Origin of the sequence: Planococcus sp. FY231025 (genome assembly GCF_052078085.1) — a bacterium.
In the GTDB taxonomy this organism is placed as follows: Bacteria; Bacillota; Bacilli; order Bacillales_A; family Planococcaceae; genus Planococcus.
On sequence record NZ_JBQJJG010000004.1, the window covers coordinates 97,530 to 113,155 of the forward strand.

General features: G+C 51.1%; 16 protein-coding genes. 5 read left to right on the forward strand and 11 right to left on the reverse strand.

Features of this window, described 5'->3' with window-relative positions; translation table 11 throughout:
- The first annotated feature begins 35 nt into the window (after window positions 1–35).
- Together ACTL32_RS03780 and ACTL32_RS03785 are read left to right on the forward strand one after the other, a co-directional pair.
- Complete coding sequence (locus tag ACTL32_RS03780; protein WP_441340204.1) at window positions 36–263, forward strand: sulfurtransferase TusA family protein; 228 nt, start codon at window positions 36–38, stop codon at window positions 261–263.
- A gap of 55 nt (window positions 264–318) precedes the next feature.
- Complete coding sequence (locus ACTL32_RS03785) at window positions 319–1,095, forward strand: sulfite exporter TauE/SafE family protein (RefSeq protein ID WP_441340205.1); 777 nt, start codon at window positions 319–321, stop codon at window positions 1,093–1,095.
- A gap of 47 nt (window positions 1,096–1,142) precedes the next feature.
- Here ACTL32_RS03785 and ACTL32_RS03790 read toward each other — a convergent pair whose 3' ends face one another.
- A complete protein-coding gene (locus ACTL32_RS03790) occupies window positions 1,143–1,343 on the reverse strand; it encodes a thioredoxin family protein (RefSeq protein WP_441340206.1) in 201 nt (66 codons plus the stop codon).
- A 475-nt stretch (window positions 1,344–1,818) separates the two neighbouring features.
- Here ACTL32_RS03790 and ACTL32_RS03795 point away from each other — a divergent pair, with 475 nt between their 5' ends.
- Window positions 1,819–2,577: a TerC family protein gene (locus tag ACTL32_RS03795; protein WP_204893228.1), complete on the forward strand. Its 759-nt coding sequence runs from the start codon at window positions 1,819–1,821 to the stop codon at window positions 2,575–2,577.
- A gap of 209 nt (window positions 2,578–2,786) precedes the next feature.
- On the opposite strand, the gene ACTL32_RS03800 is transcribed toward ACTL32_RS03795, so the two are convergent.
- The 3 genes from ACTL32_RS03800 to ACTL32_RS03810 form a co-directional block, all read right to left on the reverse strand.
- Entirely contained in the window at window positions 2,787–3,959 is a 1,173-nt protein-coding gene (locus tag ACTL32_RS03800; RefSeq protein WP_441340207.1) for a MalY/PatB family protein, read from the reverse strand.
- 179 nt (window positions 3,960–4,138) lie between these two features.
- Entirely contained in the window at window positions 4,139–6,007 is a 1,869-nt protein-coding gene (locus tag ACTL32_RS03805) for a heavy metal translocating P-type ATPase (RefSeq protein WP_441340208.1), read from the reverse strand.
- A gap of 276 nt (window positions 6,008–6,283) precedes the next feature.
- Window positions 6,284–7,870, reverse strand: a complete 1,587-nt coding sequence (locus tag ACTL32_RS03810) for an NlpC/P60 family protein (RefSeq protein ID WP_441340209.1) — start codon at window positions 7,868–7,870, stop codon at window positions 6,284–6,286.
- 202 nt (window positions 7,871–8,072) lie between these two features.
- On the opposite strand from ACTL32_RS03810, the gene ACTL32_RS03815 reads away from it, so the two are divergent.
- Both ACTL32_RS03815 and ACTL32_RS03820 read left to right on the forward strand, forming a co-directional pair.
- Complete coding sequence (locus ACTL32_RS03815; protein ID WP_441340210.1) at window positions 8,073–9,128, forward strand: lipid II:glycine glycyltransferase FemX; 1,056 nt, start codon at window positions 8,073–8,075, stop codon at window positions 9,126–9,128.
- 118 nt (window positions 9,129–9,246) lie between these two features.
- Window positions 9,247–9,864: an HAD family hydrolase gene (locus ACTL32_RS03820; protein WP_441340211.1), complete on the forward strand. Its 618-nt coding sequence runs from the start codon at window positions 9,247–9,249 to the stop codon at window positions 9,862–9,864.
- Between the two features lie 312 nt (window positions 9,865–10,176).
- On the opposite strand, the gene ACTL32_RS03825 is transcribed toward ACTL32_RS03820, so the two are convergent.
- The 7 genes from ACTL32_RS03825 to ACTL32_RS03855 form a co-directional block, all read right to left on the reverse strand.
- Entirely contained in the window at window positions 10,177–11,730 is a 1,554-nt protein-coding gene (locus tag ACTL32_RS03825; protein ID WP_441340677.1) for a polyamine aminopropyltransferase, read from the reverse strand.
- A 16-nt stretch (window positions 11,731–11,746) separates the two neighbouring features.
- Window positions 11,747–12,142: a DUF350 domain-containing protein gene (locus ACTL32_RS03830; protein WP_441340212.1), complete on the reverse strand. Its 396-nt coding sequence runs from the start codon at window positions 12,140–12,142 to the stop codon at window positions 11,747–11,749.
- 23 nt (window positions 12,143–12,165) lie between these two features.
- Window positions 12,166–12,717, reverse strand: coding sequence for a DUF4247 domain-containing protein (locus tag ACTL32_RS03835; protein WP_441340213.1), 552 nt, complete (start codon window positions 12,715–12,717; stop codon window positions 12,166–12,168).
- A gap of 60 nt (window positions 12,718–12,777) precedes the next feature.
- On the reverse strand, window positions 12,778–13,449 hold the full coding sequence (locus tag ACTL32_RS03840; protein WP_441340214.1) for a PspA/IM30 family protein: 672 nt from the start codon (window positions 13,447–13,449) through the stop codon (window positions 12,778–12,780).
- 18 nt (window positions 13,450–13,467) lie between these two features.
- Window positions 13,468–13,977, reverse strand: a complete 510-nt coding sequence (locus tag ACTL32_RS03845) for a DUF4178 domain-containing protein (protein ID WP_441340215.1) — start codon at window positions 13,975–13,977, stop codon at window positions 13,468–13,470.
- Window positions 13,978–14,209: 232 nt separating this feature from the next.
- Window positions 14,210–14,971 carry a peptidoglycan editing factor PgeF gene (gene pgeF / locus ACTL32_RS03850; RefSeq protein ID WP_441340216.1) on the reverse strand — a complete coding sequence of 254 codons (762 nt, stop codon included), beginning with the start codon at window positions 14,969–14,971 and terminating at the stop codon, window positions 14,210–14,212.
- 64 nt (window positions 14,972–15,035) lie between these two features.
- Window positions 15,036–15,485 (reverse strand): SRPBCC family protein, encoded by a 450-nt coding sequence (locus ACTL32_RS03855; RefSeq protein ID WP_441340217.1) that lies wholly within the window; start codon window positions 15,483–15,485, stop codon window positions 15,036–15,038.
- Window positions 15,486–15,626: the final 141 nt, after the last annotated feature.

Here is a 15,626-nt window from a genome sequence, read left to right on the forward strand (position 1 = left end):
ACAACAAACAACACAACCCAAAAGGAGAGATTATGATGAACGCAGATAAAGTATTAGACGCAAAAGGCTTGGCTTGCCCAATGCCGATCGTAAAAACAAGAAAAGAAATGAAAGACATGGAGTCAGGGCAGGTACTTGAAATCCTTGCAACAGATAAAGGCGCAAAAGCGGACATGACTGCTTGGGCGAAATCCGGAGGCCACGAACTTTTGGATATCCAAGAAGATGGCGACGTCCTTAAATTCTGGATCCAGAAAGGCTAAAAGCAGGGAAGGGTATCTCCGATGCCCTTTTTCCTTTTAGAAAGGTGGAGTTAGGATGAGTATAGATTTTATTATCGTTATTTTCCTGATCGGTTTTATCGGCTCATTCATCTCGGGAATGGTCGGCATCGGGGGTTCCATCATCAAATACCCTATGCTTCTCTATATACCGGTGATGTTGGGGTATACGGCATTCAGCGCCCATGAAGTATCAGGCATCAGTGCGATCCAAGTGTTTTTCGCGACGATCGCCGGTGTCTGGGCTTACCGCGGCAGCGGCTATATCAATCGGACACTCATTGTTTACATGGGTGGAGCGATTTTGCTGGGCAGTTTCATCGGCGGCTATGGTTCCACCTTGCTGTCGGAAGGGGCCATCAATATCGTCTATGCGATTTTGGCAACCATTGCTGTCATCATGATGTTCATGCCGAAAAAAGGCGTCGATGACATTCCGCTTGAAGGAGTCACGTTCAATAAATGGCTGGCTGCCGGTTTGGCATTCATCGTCGGGATTGCGGCAGGCATTGTCGGGGCAGCAGGAGCGTTCATCCTCGTACCGATCATGCTAGTCGTCTTAAAGATTCCGACGCGCATGACCATTGCAACGTCGCTTGCGATTACGTTCATTTCGTCCATCGGTTCGACTATAGGGAAAATTGTCACTGACCAGATCCTTTATGGGCCTGCAGCGGTGATGATTGTGGCCAGTCTCTTGGCTGCACCGCTTGGCGCGAAGCTGGGGCAGAAGATGAACACGAAATACCTCCAGTGGATTTTGGCGCTGCTCATCCTGGGCACAGCCATCAAAATCTGGGCAGACATTTTATAAGCATCAAAAAAGGAGGCAGCGATTGGCTGCCTCCTTTTTGTATGGCTTTACGAATAAAAGCCGGTATAGATCTTTTCGATTTTCCGTTTGAATTCGTCGACATGCACAAATCTGGCTTCCCGCAGGATTTCTTTTCCGCCAGCAAACAAGACAAGGACAGGGACGGTGAAAATGGACAAGAAACCAGCGAGTTCCGGGATTTCTTCTGCATTGACTTCCCTTGTTTCGATTCGCGGAAATTCGTTCATCGCTTCCTCAACCTGAGGAAGTAGCCCATGGCAGACGCTTCAACTGGTGGTTAGTACATAAAGGAATTGCAGCCCCGGTTCCTGTAGATAGTTTTCCACTTCTTCCATTGTTGACAGTTCTTTCATTTGGCATCACTCCTGACGTTCGCTTTTTTATTCCATACCCTTTTTAGCCCGTTTGAAGCCAGCGAATCTGCAGGGAGGCAGCAAGAGACAAAAATGAAATGTCCGGATGCGCCATAATTCAGACAAATTTACTGTGTCGCTCAGCCTTCCGGTATGGTATTCTATTGATACAACTCAAGAGACTTTTGACATTCGTCAAAGGGGAGTAGCTATAGGGAAACCTATTTCACAGTCGTCATTACATGGCTTTGCGCCATCGGTTGTGATAGCAATGAATTTTGCTTAGCAAGACCTTTGCCTTTAATTAGGCATGGGTCTTTTTTGTTGGCCAAAAAGAGGGGGATGGAAGATGGAAGCAATTTTATTGGAGTATTTATGGGTGCTGCTCGTGCTGGTGGCGCTCGAAGGGTTGCTGGCTGCCGACAACGCTGTCGTGATGGCGGTCATGGTCAAGCACTTGCCGAAGGAACAGCAGAAAAAGGCGCTGTTCTACGGATTGGTGGGGGCGTTCGTGTTCCGCTTTGCCGCTTTGTTCATGATTACGCTTTTGGTCGACGTTTGGCAGATCCAGGCGCTCGGGGCCGCGTACCTGTTGTTCATCGCATTCAAGCATATCTACGATCAGCGGAAAGGCAAGGAGCATTCCCTGGAGCCTGAAGCGACAAAAGGGTCCGGCTTCTGGATGACCGTCCTGAAAGTGGAACTGGCGGATATCGCCTTCGCGGTCGATTCGATGCTCGCAGCCGTGGCGCTGGCCATGACCTTGCCGCATTTGGGCGCTATGGAAATCGGTGGCATCAACGGCGGCCAGTTCGGCGTCATGCTGGCAGGCGGTATCGTCGGAATTATCATCATGCGTTTTGCCGCCCATAAATTCGTCAAGCTGCTGGAAAAATACCCGCAGCTCGAAACCACAGCTTTCGTCATTGTCGGCTGGGTGGGCGTGAAGCTGACGGTCCTCACATTGGCGCATAAAGATCTTGGCATACTGCCATATGACTTCGCCCATTCAGCTGAGTGGAAGCTGATTTTCTGGGCAGTGCTGCTAGGTATTGTGGCAGTTGGCGCATTGATCAGTGTGAAGAAAAACAAAGCGCAGGAAGCGTAAAGCCTTCCCCTGCGTCAAAGGTTCTCAAATTTGGAGATGGTGCCGGAAAACCGGCACCATCTTTTTATTTTTATAATCGTTACTTTTAAGATTCCCCTTACGTCAGTCTTTTGGTATGTTGAATTTCTTGTGAAGAAACTAAAAGCCCCTCGGACAGGGCTGCAAGCAGGGCAGCACCGTCCGGGGGGAAGGTCTTAGGAATATTTTCTTTATTCTTGAAGCGCTTTGGCAACCCGGTTGATGCCGTCTTCCAAAACGGTCCGCGGACAAGCGATGTTCATCCGCAAGAAGCCGCGGCCGGCCTCGCCGTACTTGCTGCCAGGCTCCAAAGCGACTTTTCCTTCCGAAAGCAGTTTCTCCATCACTTCATCTTCCGATAAGCCAAGGGCTCGGTAGTCGATCCACAACAAGTACGTAGACTCCGGTTTCACGATGCGCAGCGCCGGAACTTTCACAGCAAGCGCCTGGATGGCGAAATCCATATTTTCAGAAATGGTGGAGAGCATTTCCGTAAGCCACTCTTCGCTTTCGTTGTAAGCTGCCAGCAACGCGGCAGGGGCAAAAGAGTTCAGCATGCCGTTGCCGTGGGCCGCCGCGTGCTGCTCGAGCTTCAAACGCTTTTCTTCGTCAGTCGCCACAATCATCGCCACTTGGATGCCGGCCAAATTGAATGTTTTGGTGGGCGCCATGCATGTAAAGATCCGGTGGCTTTCTGCACCGGCAATCTTCTCCAGCGGAATGTGGTGGTTTGAGCCCATCATCAAGTCGCCGTGGATTTCATCTGAAATGATGAGGACGTCATGCTTGCTGCACAATCGGACAATTTCCTGCAATTCGGCTTGGGTCCATACACGTCCGCCGGGATTGTGCGGGTTGCAGAAGATGAACAGCGAAGCGCTTCGCAGTTTTTCCTCGAAGTCTCGGAAATCGATCGTGTAGCGGCCGTCCTGTTCGACAAGGGGCGAATACAGGACTTCGCGGCCCTGGTTTTCAGCAAGCTGGAAAAACGGAGGATAGACAGGCGGCGTAACCACTATTTTATCCTCTTTTTCGGTGAACGTTTCGATGATCGAGGCGATTGCCGGGATGATTCCGTGATGGAACAGCAGCCACTCCGGTTTGATGTGCCAATCGTTCCGTTTTGCGTGCCAGTCGATTACAGCTGTGCGGCATTCTTCACACATGAACGAATAGCCGAAAATGCCGTGCTCGAGCCTTTTATGCAAGGCCTCAAGGACGGGCGGCGGGGCAGGGAAGTCCATATCCGCAATCCACATCGGCAGGATATCTGACGGGTCTTCCAGCTTGTAGATGGTTCCGACGGCATCCCATTTAACGGAACGTGTATTTTTTCGGTCGTGTACTTTTGTGAAAGCATTCATTCGTTGCGTGCTCCTTTATGGTCTGAAGTATAGCCTAGCCTAAATCGTTATTAGCATCAGCAATGGTTATTAAAAGCATAGCCCGTTCCCTTGTATCTTTCAAGATTCCTTCAGCCTAGCTCCGGCTCTTGGGCTGAAGGAATCGGAAAGAATCGATTTAAGCAATTGAGGAGAGCGGACTAAACATTCCGATTCAACATCCGCAGCCCGTTCAGGATGACCAGGATTGTGCTGCCTTCATGGCCGATCACGCCGTAGGGGATCGTGATGGACTGCATGAAGTTCAGAATCAGCAAAATGATGATGACGCCGACGGAAAAATACATGTTCTGCTTGATGATCCGCTCCATTTTTCTGGCCAGGCGAATCGAATAGGCGATGCGGGACAGGTCATTTTTCATCAGGATGATGTCGGCTGTTTCAAGCGCTACGTCCGTTCCTTCCCCCATGGCGATGCCGGTGGTGGCAATCGCGAGTGCAGGCGCATCGTTGATGCCGTCGCCGGTCATCGCGACGTATTGATACTCGGCGACCAGTTTCTTCAATTCCTTCACCTTATCGCCGGGCATGCAGCTGCCCACATACGCATCGACGCCGCTTTCTTCAGCGATGATTTTGGCGGTCTTTTGGTTGTCGCCGGTCAGCAGGATGCAATAAAGGCCAGCGTCTTGCAGTTCCCTGACCGTGCTCTTGGTATTGTCGCGGATGGTGTCTTTCAAAGCAATGGCTACGGCAATCCCTTGGCTGTCCCGCACAAAGGTGACAGTTTTCCCTTCGTTCGCCAATCGGTTCAATAAACCATCCTGAAACTCTTCTGCGTCGGCCTCATTGACGAAATCCGGCTTGCCGATGCGAATTTCCTCGCCGCCGATGACCGTTTTCAATCCATTTCCCGGGACATCCGTGATGTGGAGGTTGGCCAAAGGGGCAATCCCTTCGTTTTGGATATATTCCGTGATGGCTTTGGCGAGCGGATGGTTGGACTGCATTTCGATTCCTGCGATTTTCTCCATCGTTTCTTTCGGATTCAGCTCTTCGCGCAGCACAAAATCCGTCACTTCCGGACGACCCCGCGTCAACGTGCCCGTCTTATCGAAAGCGATCGCCCGGACCGCGCTCAGGTTTTCCAGATGGACGCCGCCTTTGAAGATGATGCCGCTTTTGGCACCGTTGGAAATGGCGGCAAGCGTCGCCGGCATGATGGACGCGACCAGCGCACAAGGCGAGGCCACGACAAGAAGGAGGATTGCCCGATAGAAAGTGGTATTCCAATCCCAGCCGACCAGGTAATGGGGAAGAAAGAGCATCAGCACAAACACGACCAGGACCACTTTTACGTATTTTCCTTCAAAGCGTTCGACGAATTGCTGGGAAGGCGGTTTTTCGCTTTGCGCGGACTGCACCAGGTCGATGATTTTCTGGACCAGCGTTTCTGAATTCGGTTTGTTCATTTCCATCGTAATGGCTCCGCTTAGATTGACGGTCGAAGCGAACAGCGGATCAGCTTCGTTCTTTGAAACCGGAATTGCTTCCCCGCTGATGGTCGACTCGTCAACTACCGTATGGCCGGTCAGCAATTTGCCGTCTGCCGGTATGCGTTCCCCGGGTTTGACGACCAGCGTATCGCCGGGCAGCAGGGTTTCGATCCCCACGCGGATGGTTACATCGTCTTTCAGCAGCCACGCTTCTTCCGGCTGGATTTTCATCAATGCCGAAAGTTCCTTGCGGCTTTTATTGACCGTATACGTTTCCAGTGCGCCGCTCAGGGAGAAGATGAAGATCAGTATTGCGCCTTCCGTCCAGTAGCCGATGATCGAAGCGCCGATCGCAGCCAAGACCATGAGCAGCTCCACATTGGGTTCCCGGTCCTCAATCGTCTTCTTAAAGCCGTATTTCGCCTTGGCGTAGCCTCCGATCAGAAAAGCGAGCAAGTAGACAAGGACGAACCAGCTGCCCGTTGAAGAAGACTCCAGGAAGTAAGCAATCACAATTAAAATGCCTGACGCAATGGCGGCAATCAATTCGATGTGGGTTTTCCAGTTGCCCATGAAACCATCCCCCTTGGACGTGTCCGGATTCCTGCCGACTGACGGCAGGAGCAAATCATGTTTTTTCTTTGAGGATAAATTTTTGAACATTCGATAAACAATGGTATATCTCTAGTCTACTACGATTGCAAGAAAAGATAATCTTTCCTGTCCCAAAATTGCCTCCTGATTCAGGAACGGGGAATAAAAAAATGGCTCCAGCATCAAGCCGAAACCATTCTTTGGCGTACCATCCCGCACCCCTTCTTCAAAGAGGGAGCGGCTGGCGTTCATCGTTTAATTAATATAGCGCCTTGCGCCAGCGTAGTTCGTTTTGTAGACGCCGGCATTCAAAGCTTCGATGCGCACTTTTGAGGAGGAGTTCGGCGCATGGAGCATCTTGCCGGAGCCGATATAGATGCCGACATGATAGACTTTTCCGCGGCCGCCGCTATACGCGAAGAACACGAGGTCGCCGGGCTTCAAGTTCTGCTTGGAGACGGCGGTTCCTTTGGTGGCCTGATAGAACGAGTCGCGCGGGATGAGCATGCCGTAATTCTTGTAGACCGCATAGATGATGCCGGAACAGTCAAAGCCGTATGCCGAGGTGCCGGCCCATAAATACGGAAGCCCCAGGAATTTTTTCGCGCTGTAAACGATATCCGCCTGCGTCGGCTTTTTGAAAGCGGCGTAGTTTTTCGCCGTTTTCGCCATCGATTTATGCAATAGCTTGATGCCATTGGCAGGAGTTTGGACGTGAAGCCATTCGCCTTCCGTTTTAATGACGGGAAGGAGGGTGGAGTAGCTGATGTCCAAAAACTTTTTCTTGTTGTCGGTGTTATAAAGCGTCGCCATTTTTGCCGTGACGAGGGCTACGGCGCAATCGGAATAATCCTTTGTCACTTTGGTGATGTGTGATTTCGGAATCCAGCCGGGATAGCCTTCTTTCTGGTAGGGAACATACTGGTGTTTGGCCGCAATCCGGTACCAGCTGCTGCCGGTTGTCAGCAGATTCACTTCTTCGCCGAACACCGCTTGGGTATCTGTGCGGTCGGTCAGCCATCTTTTCTGGCTGGTGGTCATGCTGCCGAGCCATTTCGGCATATCGACGGGATACGCGAGGGACGGCCGGTCAAGGGTGCGGGTCTGGTTCGGGTATTTCCACATATTCGTTACCGCCACATTCACTTTATAGGAGGCAGTCTTGGCCGGCTTTTCGCAGCTTGTAGGCGGTGTCGGAGCAGGCGGTTTGGCCGCCGGAGGCGGGGGCACCTCTGTCCGGAACTCCGGATTCAAGATGCGGGCAAGAAATACGATGAAATGAGAGCGGCTGATGAATTGATTCGGCTTGAATGTATAGTCCTTATAGCCGACGGTGATTTTATTGCCGATCAGGGTCAGGATGTAAGGCGAAGCCCAGAACTTTGCCGGCACGTCTTTGAAAGTGGTCGACGAAGTGCCTTTTAGGCCAAAAGCTTTGACGAGGATGACAGCCATCTGGGCGCGTGTCAGCTTATCATTCGGCCGGAATTCGCCTTCGAGTGTACCGAGCATGATCTTTTCATCGACGATTGCGGCAATGAGGGGGAGGTTCGGGTCGTCCGGCGAAACGTCTGAAAACACCGGAACCGGCCGGTTTTCAACATCGAGCTTCAAAGCAGCTGCTAAAAAAGCAGCTGCTTCAATGCGTGTGATTTCCTCATCCACCCGGAAATCGGCCGCCGCATCAGGGGCAAGTATGCCTTGTTTGGCCAGGAAATCGAATTCGGCTTTGAACCGGTAAGAATCGGTGACATCTTTGTAGACGGGAGCAGCATATGTAGGGGCGGCGAATGCGAGAAACATGAAAAAAGCCAGTGAAAAAACCAAAACTCTCTTGCCCATCAGAAACCTCCTTCTAAAATATCTTAATTTTCAGTATACAGTAAAAGGAAAGAATGGAAATGGGAAAACAGATTTTTAAGTGCTGATTTTTATTTTGAATAAAAAACAGCAACACCGTTTGCTTTCATCTGATTTTCACTTAAACCCCTTATAGTATAGATAGGACAAGAAACGGAAAAATTTTTAAACAGGGGGCTATACTATGTGGGTAAAAGAGAAAAGTTTGCTGTCAGTAATCGATTGCCGGGACAAAGTGCGCTGGAATGGCATTATAGATGAATTTTCGGAGCAGGACATCTACTTTTCCCACGAATATTTTACGGGTTCCCTGCTTTTGGATGAAGGGGAGGCGATCTTATTCTTTTATGAAAACGGGAACGGGAAAGTCGCCTATCCGGTAATCAAAAGAAAAATCGAAAACGGCGCGGATATGGAGTTGTGGGACATCACAACGCCTTATGGATACGGAGGTCCGCTTGTTTCCGCTAATGGAAACAAGCAGGCGCTGCTTCTGGAATTCCGTGAAGCAGTAGGCGAATATTGCAAGGTGAACCGGATCGTTTCGGAGTTCGTGCGGTTCCACCCGCTGCTCGACAACCACAATGGGTTCCAAAGCAGCATGGAGATAGTGCACGCCAACAACACTGTGAAAATCGCATTACAGAAAGACGGCGATCTCTTGGGCCGGATTCCCGGAAAAAACCGCAATATGATCCGGAAAGCGATGAAAAATGGCGTGGAGATCAAGAAAATCGGCCTTGAGGAAAATCTGGAAGAGTTCATCCTGATCTACTACGCGACCATGCGCCGGAACGACGCAGCCGCCTTCTACTTTTTCACCGAAGCGTATTTCCGCAAGGCCATCGAGCTGTTCGGCGAAGATATCCATTTGTTCGGTGCTTTTGTGGACGGCAAAATGATTTCGGCTACGCTGATCCTGACCCGCGGCAACTACATGCATTACCACCTGTCCGGTTCGCTGGACGGCTACCGGAACCTGGGCGCCAACAACCTGCTGCTCTTTAAAATCGCGGAATGGGGCCAAGGAAGAGGGATTCAGAACTTTCACCTAGGGGGAGGATATTCGGGGCAGGAAGACAGCCTTTACCGCTTTAAGAAGACGTTCACGGCAGACGGGCCGTCGGAGTTCTACATCGGCAAGAAGATCCACAACCCAAACCTGTACCAAATGCTCGTCCTGGAGAAGGAGATTCCCGAAGACAGCGGGTATTTCCCGCTGTACCGCTCGCCAAACTGAACGGAAAGCTCTAGCACACCTCCATGCGGAAGGTGTGCTTTTTTGCAATGTGCAGGAGTTGGTTTACGCGTTCAGGAAAGGTAAAATGGAGGCATATCAGTTCAGAGGAGAGGGTTTTATGGATAGCATCATTTTCGATTTGGACGGCACCTTGTGGGACTCGAGGGAAACCGTTGTTTTGGCATGGAATAAGGCGATTGAACAGAACGATAAAATAGATCATACCTTGACGAAGCAGCATTTGAAAGAAACAATGGGGCTCCAGATGCATGAGATCATGCAGAAGCTGTTCCCACATTTGAATGCAGAGGTGCACACGGAACTCATCCAGTCTTGCGGAGAGATCGAAGGCGATTTCTTGAGCGAACGCGGCGGCATCCTTTATGAAAACCTGGAGGAAGTCCTGAAGGCGTTATCGGAGAAATATGAATTATACATCGTCAGCAATTGCCAGGAAGGCTATATTGAAGCCTTCTATGCCTATCATGGCTTGGACAAGTATTTCCGGGATTTCGAAAATCCGGGAAGAACAGGGCTTTCAAAAGGTGAAAACATCAAGCTGCTCATGAAACGCAACGGTCTGGAAGCACCGGTTTATGTAGGGGATACTGCCGGAGACCAAAAAGCGGCAGAAGACGCAGGCATTCCTTTTGTTTATGCCAAATACGGATTTGGCGATGTCGAGAAGTACGACTATGCCATCGAACGGTTTGATGAACTGTTGGAGATTTTTTGATCAAAGCTGTATGTTTAATCCGAATAATTAAGTTCAATTTATATCGGTTGAATAAAGAAGCTGGCTTTTGCATGCCGCTTGGGTGCTTGGGGCATAGCTTCCACAATGAGCCGAGAAGTCCACTCGGCTCATTGCTCCGCTTAGTCCATGGGCGCGCCGGCACTGGTTTAGCTCATTGAAAACTGGCGGCTTTGTTCGTTTATACAATGCTATCTGAGAAATTCGTTGATTCAACATATAATAAAAAAGTGCTGAAGCTTAAGTCTTCAGCACTTTTTCCTTTTAAACAGCTTTTATGGATGGTGAAGCCTCTCAATAATTCGTCCATGATTTCTCGTAGACCTCGATCAAGTTCGGCCGGATCAGCGTGTTGGGTTCAAGCGTGACCGCTTCGCCGCTGCTGTCCAGGATCTCTGCATCTTCATCTTTGCCGAACGCCGTGAGTGCCGGGAGCAGCTCGGTGGTCAGGTACTCGGTGTCCTCGATGATGGCCAGGCTGTCGATGTCCACTTCGCTGCGAGAGGCAAGCACATAGCCCCAGCCGCCGAAGCTCGGGATGTCGGCATGCAGGTTCTGGGTCTGGAGGCCGGTTGCCTGGATGGTCTTGTCAATCGTCCAATAGACTTGCGGCGCGAACACCGGGCTTGTGGCCTGGACCATCATGGCACCGTCCGGATGCAGGTGGTTGCGGGCAAGCGAATAGAATTCCTGCGTGTAGAGTTTATTGAGCGATTCGTTGTTCGGGTCCGGCAGGTCGATGATGATCACATCATAAAAGCCGTCCGCGGTTTCCAAAAAGCGGAAGGCGTCTTCGTTGACCACCTTCACTTTCGGGTGGTCGAGTGAGCCTTCGTTGAGTTCGGTCAGCAAATGCTGGGTGCGGGCGATTTCGGTCATTTTCGGATCAAGGTCGACCAGGTCCACAGTGCCGAGGTCCTTATATTTCAACAGTTCCCTTACCGCGAGCCCGTCTCCACCGCCCAGGACCAGCACGCGGTCATGGCGCGCTGCCGCAGCCATCGGCGGGTGGACCAGGATCTCGTGGTAGCGGTGCTCGTCGGATGCACTGAATTGCAGCTGGCCGTCCAGGTAAAGGCGCGTATCGCCCTGCTGCTTGGTCAGGATGATTTTCTGGTACGATGTCTGCTCGGAGAAAATCACCGGATCCTTGTAGAGCTGCTGCTCGAAATGAAAAGCCGCCTGTTCACCGAACAAGGCGCCCCCGATGAGAATAGCCAAAAAGAAAATTCCGGAAGCCGCATGCAGCTGGAAGCGTTTCAGTTCATGCTTGAAGCGGAAAACGATCCAGAGGGCGACCGAGACGTTGATCAGCGCCACCAGAAAGGATGTTTTGACGAGCCCGAAATACGGGCGCAGCAAAAACAGGAAGAGCAGACCGCCGACTAAGCCGCCGGCATAATCGGAAAACAGCACTTTGGCCGCGCTCTTCTGGAGAGAGACGCCGATTTCATTCGCTTTGCGGATCAAAATCGGCAGCTCGACCCCCGTCAGCGAACCGACAATCAGGATGACGCTGTACAAAAACAGCGAACTGGTCCCGGGCGGCAGGTAAGCGGTCACGCCGAACAGCAGCATGGCCGAAAAGCCGCCGATGATGCCGATAGCGTATTCGATCCAGATAAAAGAGGCGATCAGGTGCCGGGTCATTTTCTCGCTGAGGTAGGCGCCGATGCCCATTCCGGTTAAAAAAAGGGAGATGGTGAGCGTATACTGCTTCACTCCATCTCCTAAAATGTATGAACCGAGCGCTCCGAACAGCACCTCGAAAATGATGCCGCAGATGGAGACGATTCCGGAAGCATAGTAAATCGCCCGGCTTTGCCGGACGGATTCCTGTTGGGTCAGCATGGGAACCACCGCCTTACGTTATCGAAGCGCCGATGACGAACGCCAATCCGACAGAAACGGCAAATGAAATGATGCCGACAGATGTATTTCTTTCTTTCAGCTGGGTTTCAACCGAAAAGCGGGGCGTCAGCAATTCGAACAGGAAATAAGCGATGAATTGCAGGAGCAGCCCGAAAAGGCCCCAGATGACGGTTTCGATGATGGTGTCGTTTTCCAGGATGGAGAACGTCAAGATGACGCACGTACCGATGATTTTTCCGGCAATCGACAAGGCGACGGCCGTATTGTTGGCGTTGATTTCTTCCCAGTCCTTGTATTTTCTCGTCAACAGCTCGAAAATGACGAGGCCGACAAGGACAACAGCGATTGCTGCCAGGAAATATAAAAAAGTCAGTAAGAATGAATTCACAAGTCAAGCTCCTTTGCTATGAGTTATTTTCCGACACCCGGACCGCCGCCGCGGAATACGGATCCGCGCCCGCCTGTAGTGGATGGAATCGAATTGTATCCGCCGCCGCCGGAATAGCATCCGCCGCGTGCACAGCGGGTGGCCTGCGATTGGCTCCAGCCCGAACCGAACCGGTTGCTGATGAATGAACCGAAGAACATCCCAGTGAAAAATCCTGGGTTGTAATGATTCCGGACAAATTCGTCATCTGCCACTTCGACAAGGGTGGAGCCGGGATTGTCCGGATCTTCCGTCAAAATAATGAATTCATCATCATAGACCATCACTTGGCGGCCTTCGACTTTCTCGCCGATTTGTTCCGGTTCCTGGATTTCACTCAGTTCCGCTATGGTGCCTTCAATGTCCTTGCCGGACCGGTACATCATTGCACGGCTGTTTGAACCGCTTTCGCTTTGGACGGCATTTACAAACGTATAATTGTCTTCTACATAATCTTCCGCCTGTACAAGGCTGCCGCATGCTGACAGGAACAGGACTGCAGCCACCAGGCCCGTTAGCCAAGTTTTTTTAGTCATCGTCTAAACACTCCATATGAACGGAAACGGCCCGTCCGCAAGGGAGCGGGCCGCGGTTCGTTATTCTTTTCCAAACTGTTTTTTCAAGGCGGCCAGCTCGTCGTCCACAGCGCTGCCTTTTTTCAGGGACTCGAATTCGTCGTCGAGGCTGCGCGAACCTGCCCGCAGGTCTTCCGACGTCTCCGCTTCCGCTTCCAGATGCATGACTTTCTCTTCCATCCGGTTGAAGCCTTGGCGGGATTCGTCGCTGCCGACAGAACTCATCGTACGATTGATCTTGGTGCGCGTCTTCGCGGATTCCGCACGCGCTTTCAGCGAATCCTTCTTGATCTGCATTTCTTCGTATTCGCGCTTCATCTCCGCTAGCTTTTCGCGCAGCACGGCCGAATCATTCGCTGCCCGTTCGTAAGCCTCTTTCATGGAATTGGCCTGGATCACATGGTTCTGCTTGTCTTCCAGCGCGCGGCGGGCCAAGTCTTCATTGCCGGCTTCGACCGCTTGGACGGCCTGCTGCTGGCGTTTTTCCATCATGCTGCTGGCATCATCGTATTTTTTCTTCAGGATCTTTTCATTGGCGATCTGTTTGGCGACAGCCGTCTCTGCTTCCCGGATGTCCAGGGCCATGTCCCGCATGAACTGGTCGAGCATTTTCACCGGATCTTCCGCTTTATCAAGTGCTGCGTTAAGCTCCGATTCTACATAAGTGCGTACACGACTGAAAAATTGAAACATATTCTCTCCTCCTATTGGTTAGCTTGCCGCTAGAATGGTGATTTCGTATTCTTCGATGCTGTAGCCTTTGCTGACTTCGACTTCGCTGCCCCATACTTCGACGGACAGGAAGGTTTCACCGGACTCATCCAAGTATTCGAAATAGTCCATTTCCGCACCATTGATATTTTCGCTGCGGCCTTGGGAGGTGACATATGCCTGGCCCTGCTCTTCGAGATAATAGGTTTTGCCGTCATGCTCAATTTGCTTCGCTCCGGGTTCAAGCCCCGGAATCCGGATCTTTTCATAAATGCCCACTTCCAGCTCATCATCCATTTCCACGCTGAGCCATTTGCTTTTGCCGGCAGATGCAAGCTGATAGGCATCCCATGTATAGCCGCTGTCATTGTAATGGATTTTGCCGACCACTTCGTAGTCTGCCAGGTCGTAGGTCACAAAGTCCTTGACCCGCAGATTGCGCAGCGTCCGCTTTTCCACTTCCGGCGCCTGTTTGTCCGTTCCGCCGAACAAACGATTAAAAAACCCCATGTTCTCACCTCTTTAGAAATTACGGGCCATGTGCTTAGAAGTTTCATTTTTTGATTGGGACTGTTGTTAAAAAAACGGCCCTTCAAATTCCTGGAATTGAAAAGAATTTCGTTTTTGTTTACCCGTTCCAAACGGCGTTTAAGCCTGTTTGGGCGGGGCGGGAAAGAAAAAAGCCCGCGGCACAAACCGGTCGATCCGATTGGGCCGTGGACCATGCTGAAATCTTTCAACTTCACTGTTTTTTCATAATAAAAGCCATATGCCGGCCGCATTTTTTGTCCTGCCGGTAGGAGAAGCCTTGAGGGCTGTCGAACGTACACGTGCGGTCGATGGAAATCCGTTCTTCCGGGACGCCCGCAAGTTCGATCTGTTTTTTCACGGCCGCCTGGTTATCGATATGGTATTTGCCCGTCGCTTCCTTGAAATACATGAACTCATCCGCATAGCCGAGCGCTTTGAATTTGGAATAGACGTCTTCGTCCACTTCGAAGCGGTCTTGGCTCAAGGCGGCGCCGATCTGCACGCGGAAACCGTCCGGCGTGCAGTTTTCCATTTGGATCAAATGCCGGAAAAGCTGTAATGCGATTTCCTTTACGGTTCCCTGCCAGCCCGAATGGACTGCACCGATGAGCCCTGACGTTTCGTGATAGAAGACGATCGGCACGCAGTCGGCGGCAAAGCTCGTCAAGACCATCCCCGGTTCATACGTATAAAGTGCATCGGTCTCCGGTATTGCCGTGCTTGCTGAAAAGGCGCCGCGGCCTTTGTCCGCGGCCTCGGCACGGTGGAAATTCGCGCTGTGCGTCTGATTCGCACAGACAAAGCTTCCGGGCTCCGTACCGAGGGAGTCGGCAAAATGCTGCCGGTTCACGAGGACGAGCGCCGGATCGCTGCAGGCATGGAGCGCCATATTATTGGATTCCAATGTTGACTCATCTTTCAATGTCAGCCCTGCGATGGATCTTTCATTATCAAAATAAATTTTCCTGTCCATATCATCACCCAATTTCAATATAAAGGAGCAGGGGAGATAAGCCAAACAAAAAAAGGGGATTCCGCTAATCAGTCCCTTCGCAGATGGCTTTGATGTTTTCGAGCGTATGGTTTGCAGAATTTCTGCTGATCCGTTCGTAGATCATCCGGTCGGTGATTCGGCCGAAGAGGTCATGCGGAATATAGCTCTCAATATCCAGCGTCAGCTCGGTGCCGTTGTCGACCGCTTTGTACAAGCCGGTCTGTTTTGCGGTGAAGCTGCCGCTCATCATGCCGGTCCAGCGGGCAGTGGAGCCTGAAAGCTCGCATTCCGTCACTTGGATTGTCTGCGGGAAATGCATGCCCATGATGGCGTAGTCCGCTTCGACGACAGTGCCGGCTTCGCCGTTTCCGTCGATCCTCTTCGGGGACGCGAGGTTATTATAGAAATAAGCCCAGTTTTCAGGATTGATCGTATACTGGAAAACATCTTCGAGCGGGGCATTGATGAAAATGCTTTGGTTTGTATGCGCCATGGAACCGTTCGCCTCCAATAAAATAGGGTATACATTTAAATTAACATAAAATTCTAATAACTTCATGTTATTATTGAAAGGCCAGCAAAAGGGCTTCGGCTGCCGAGTATTAAAACACTGCTGGAAAACGGTTGGGTGTAT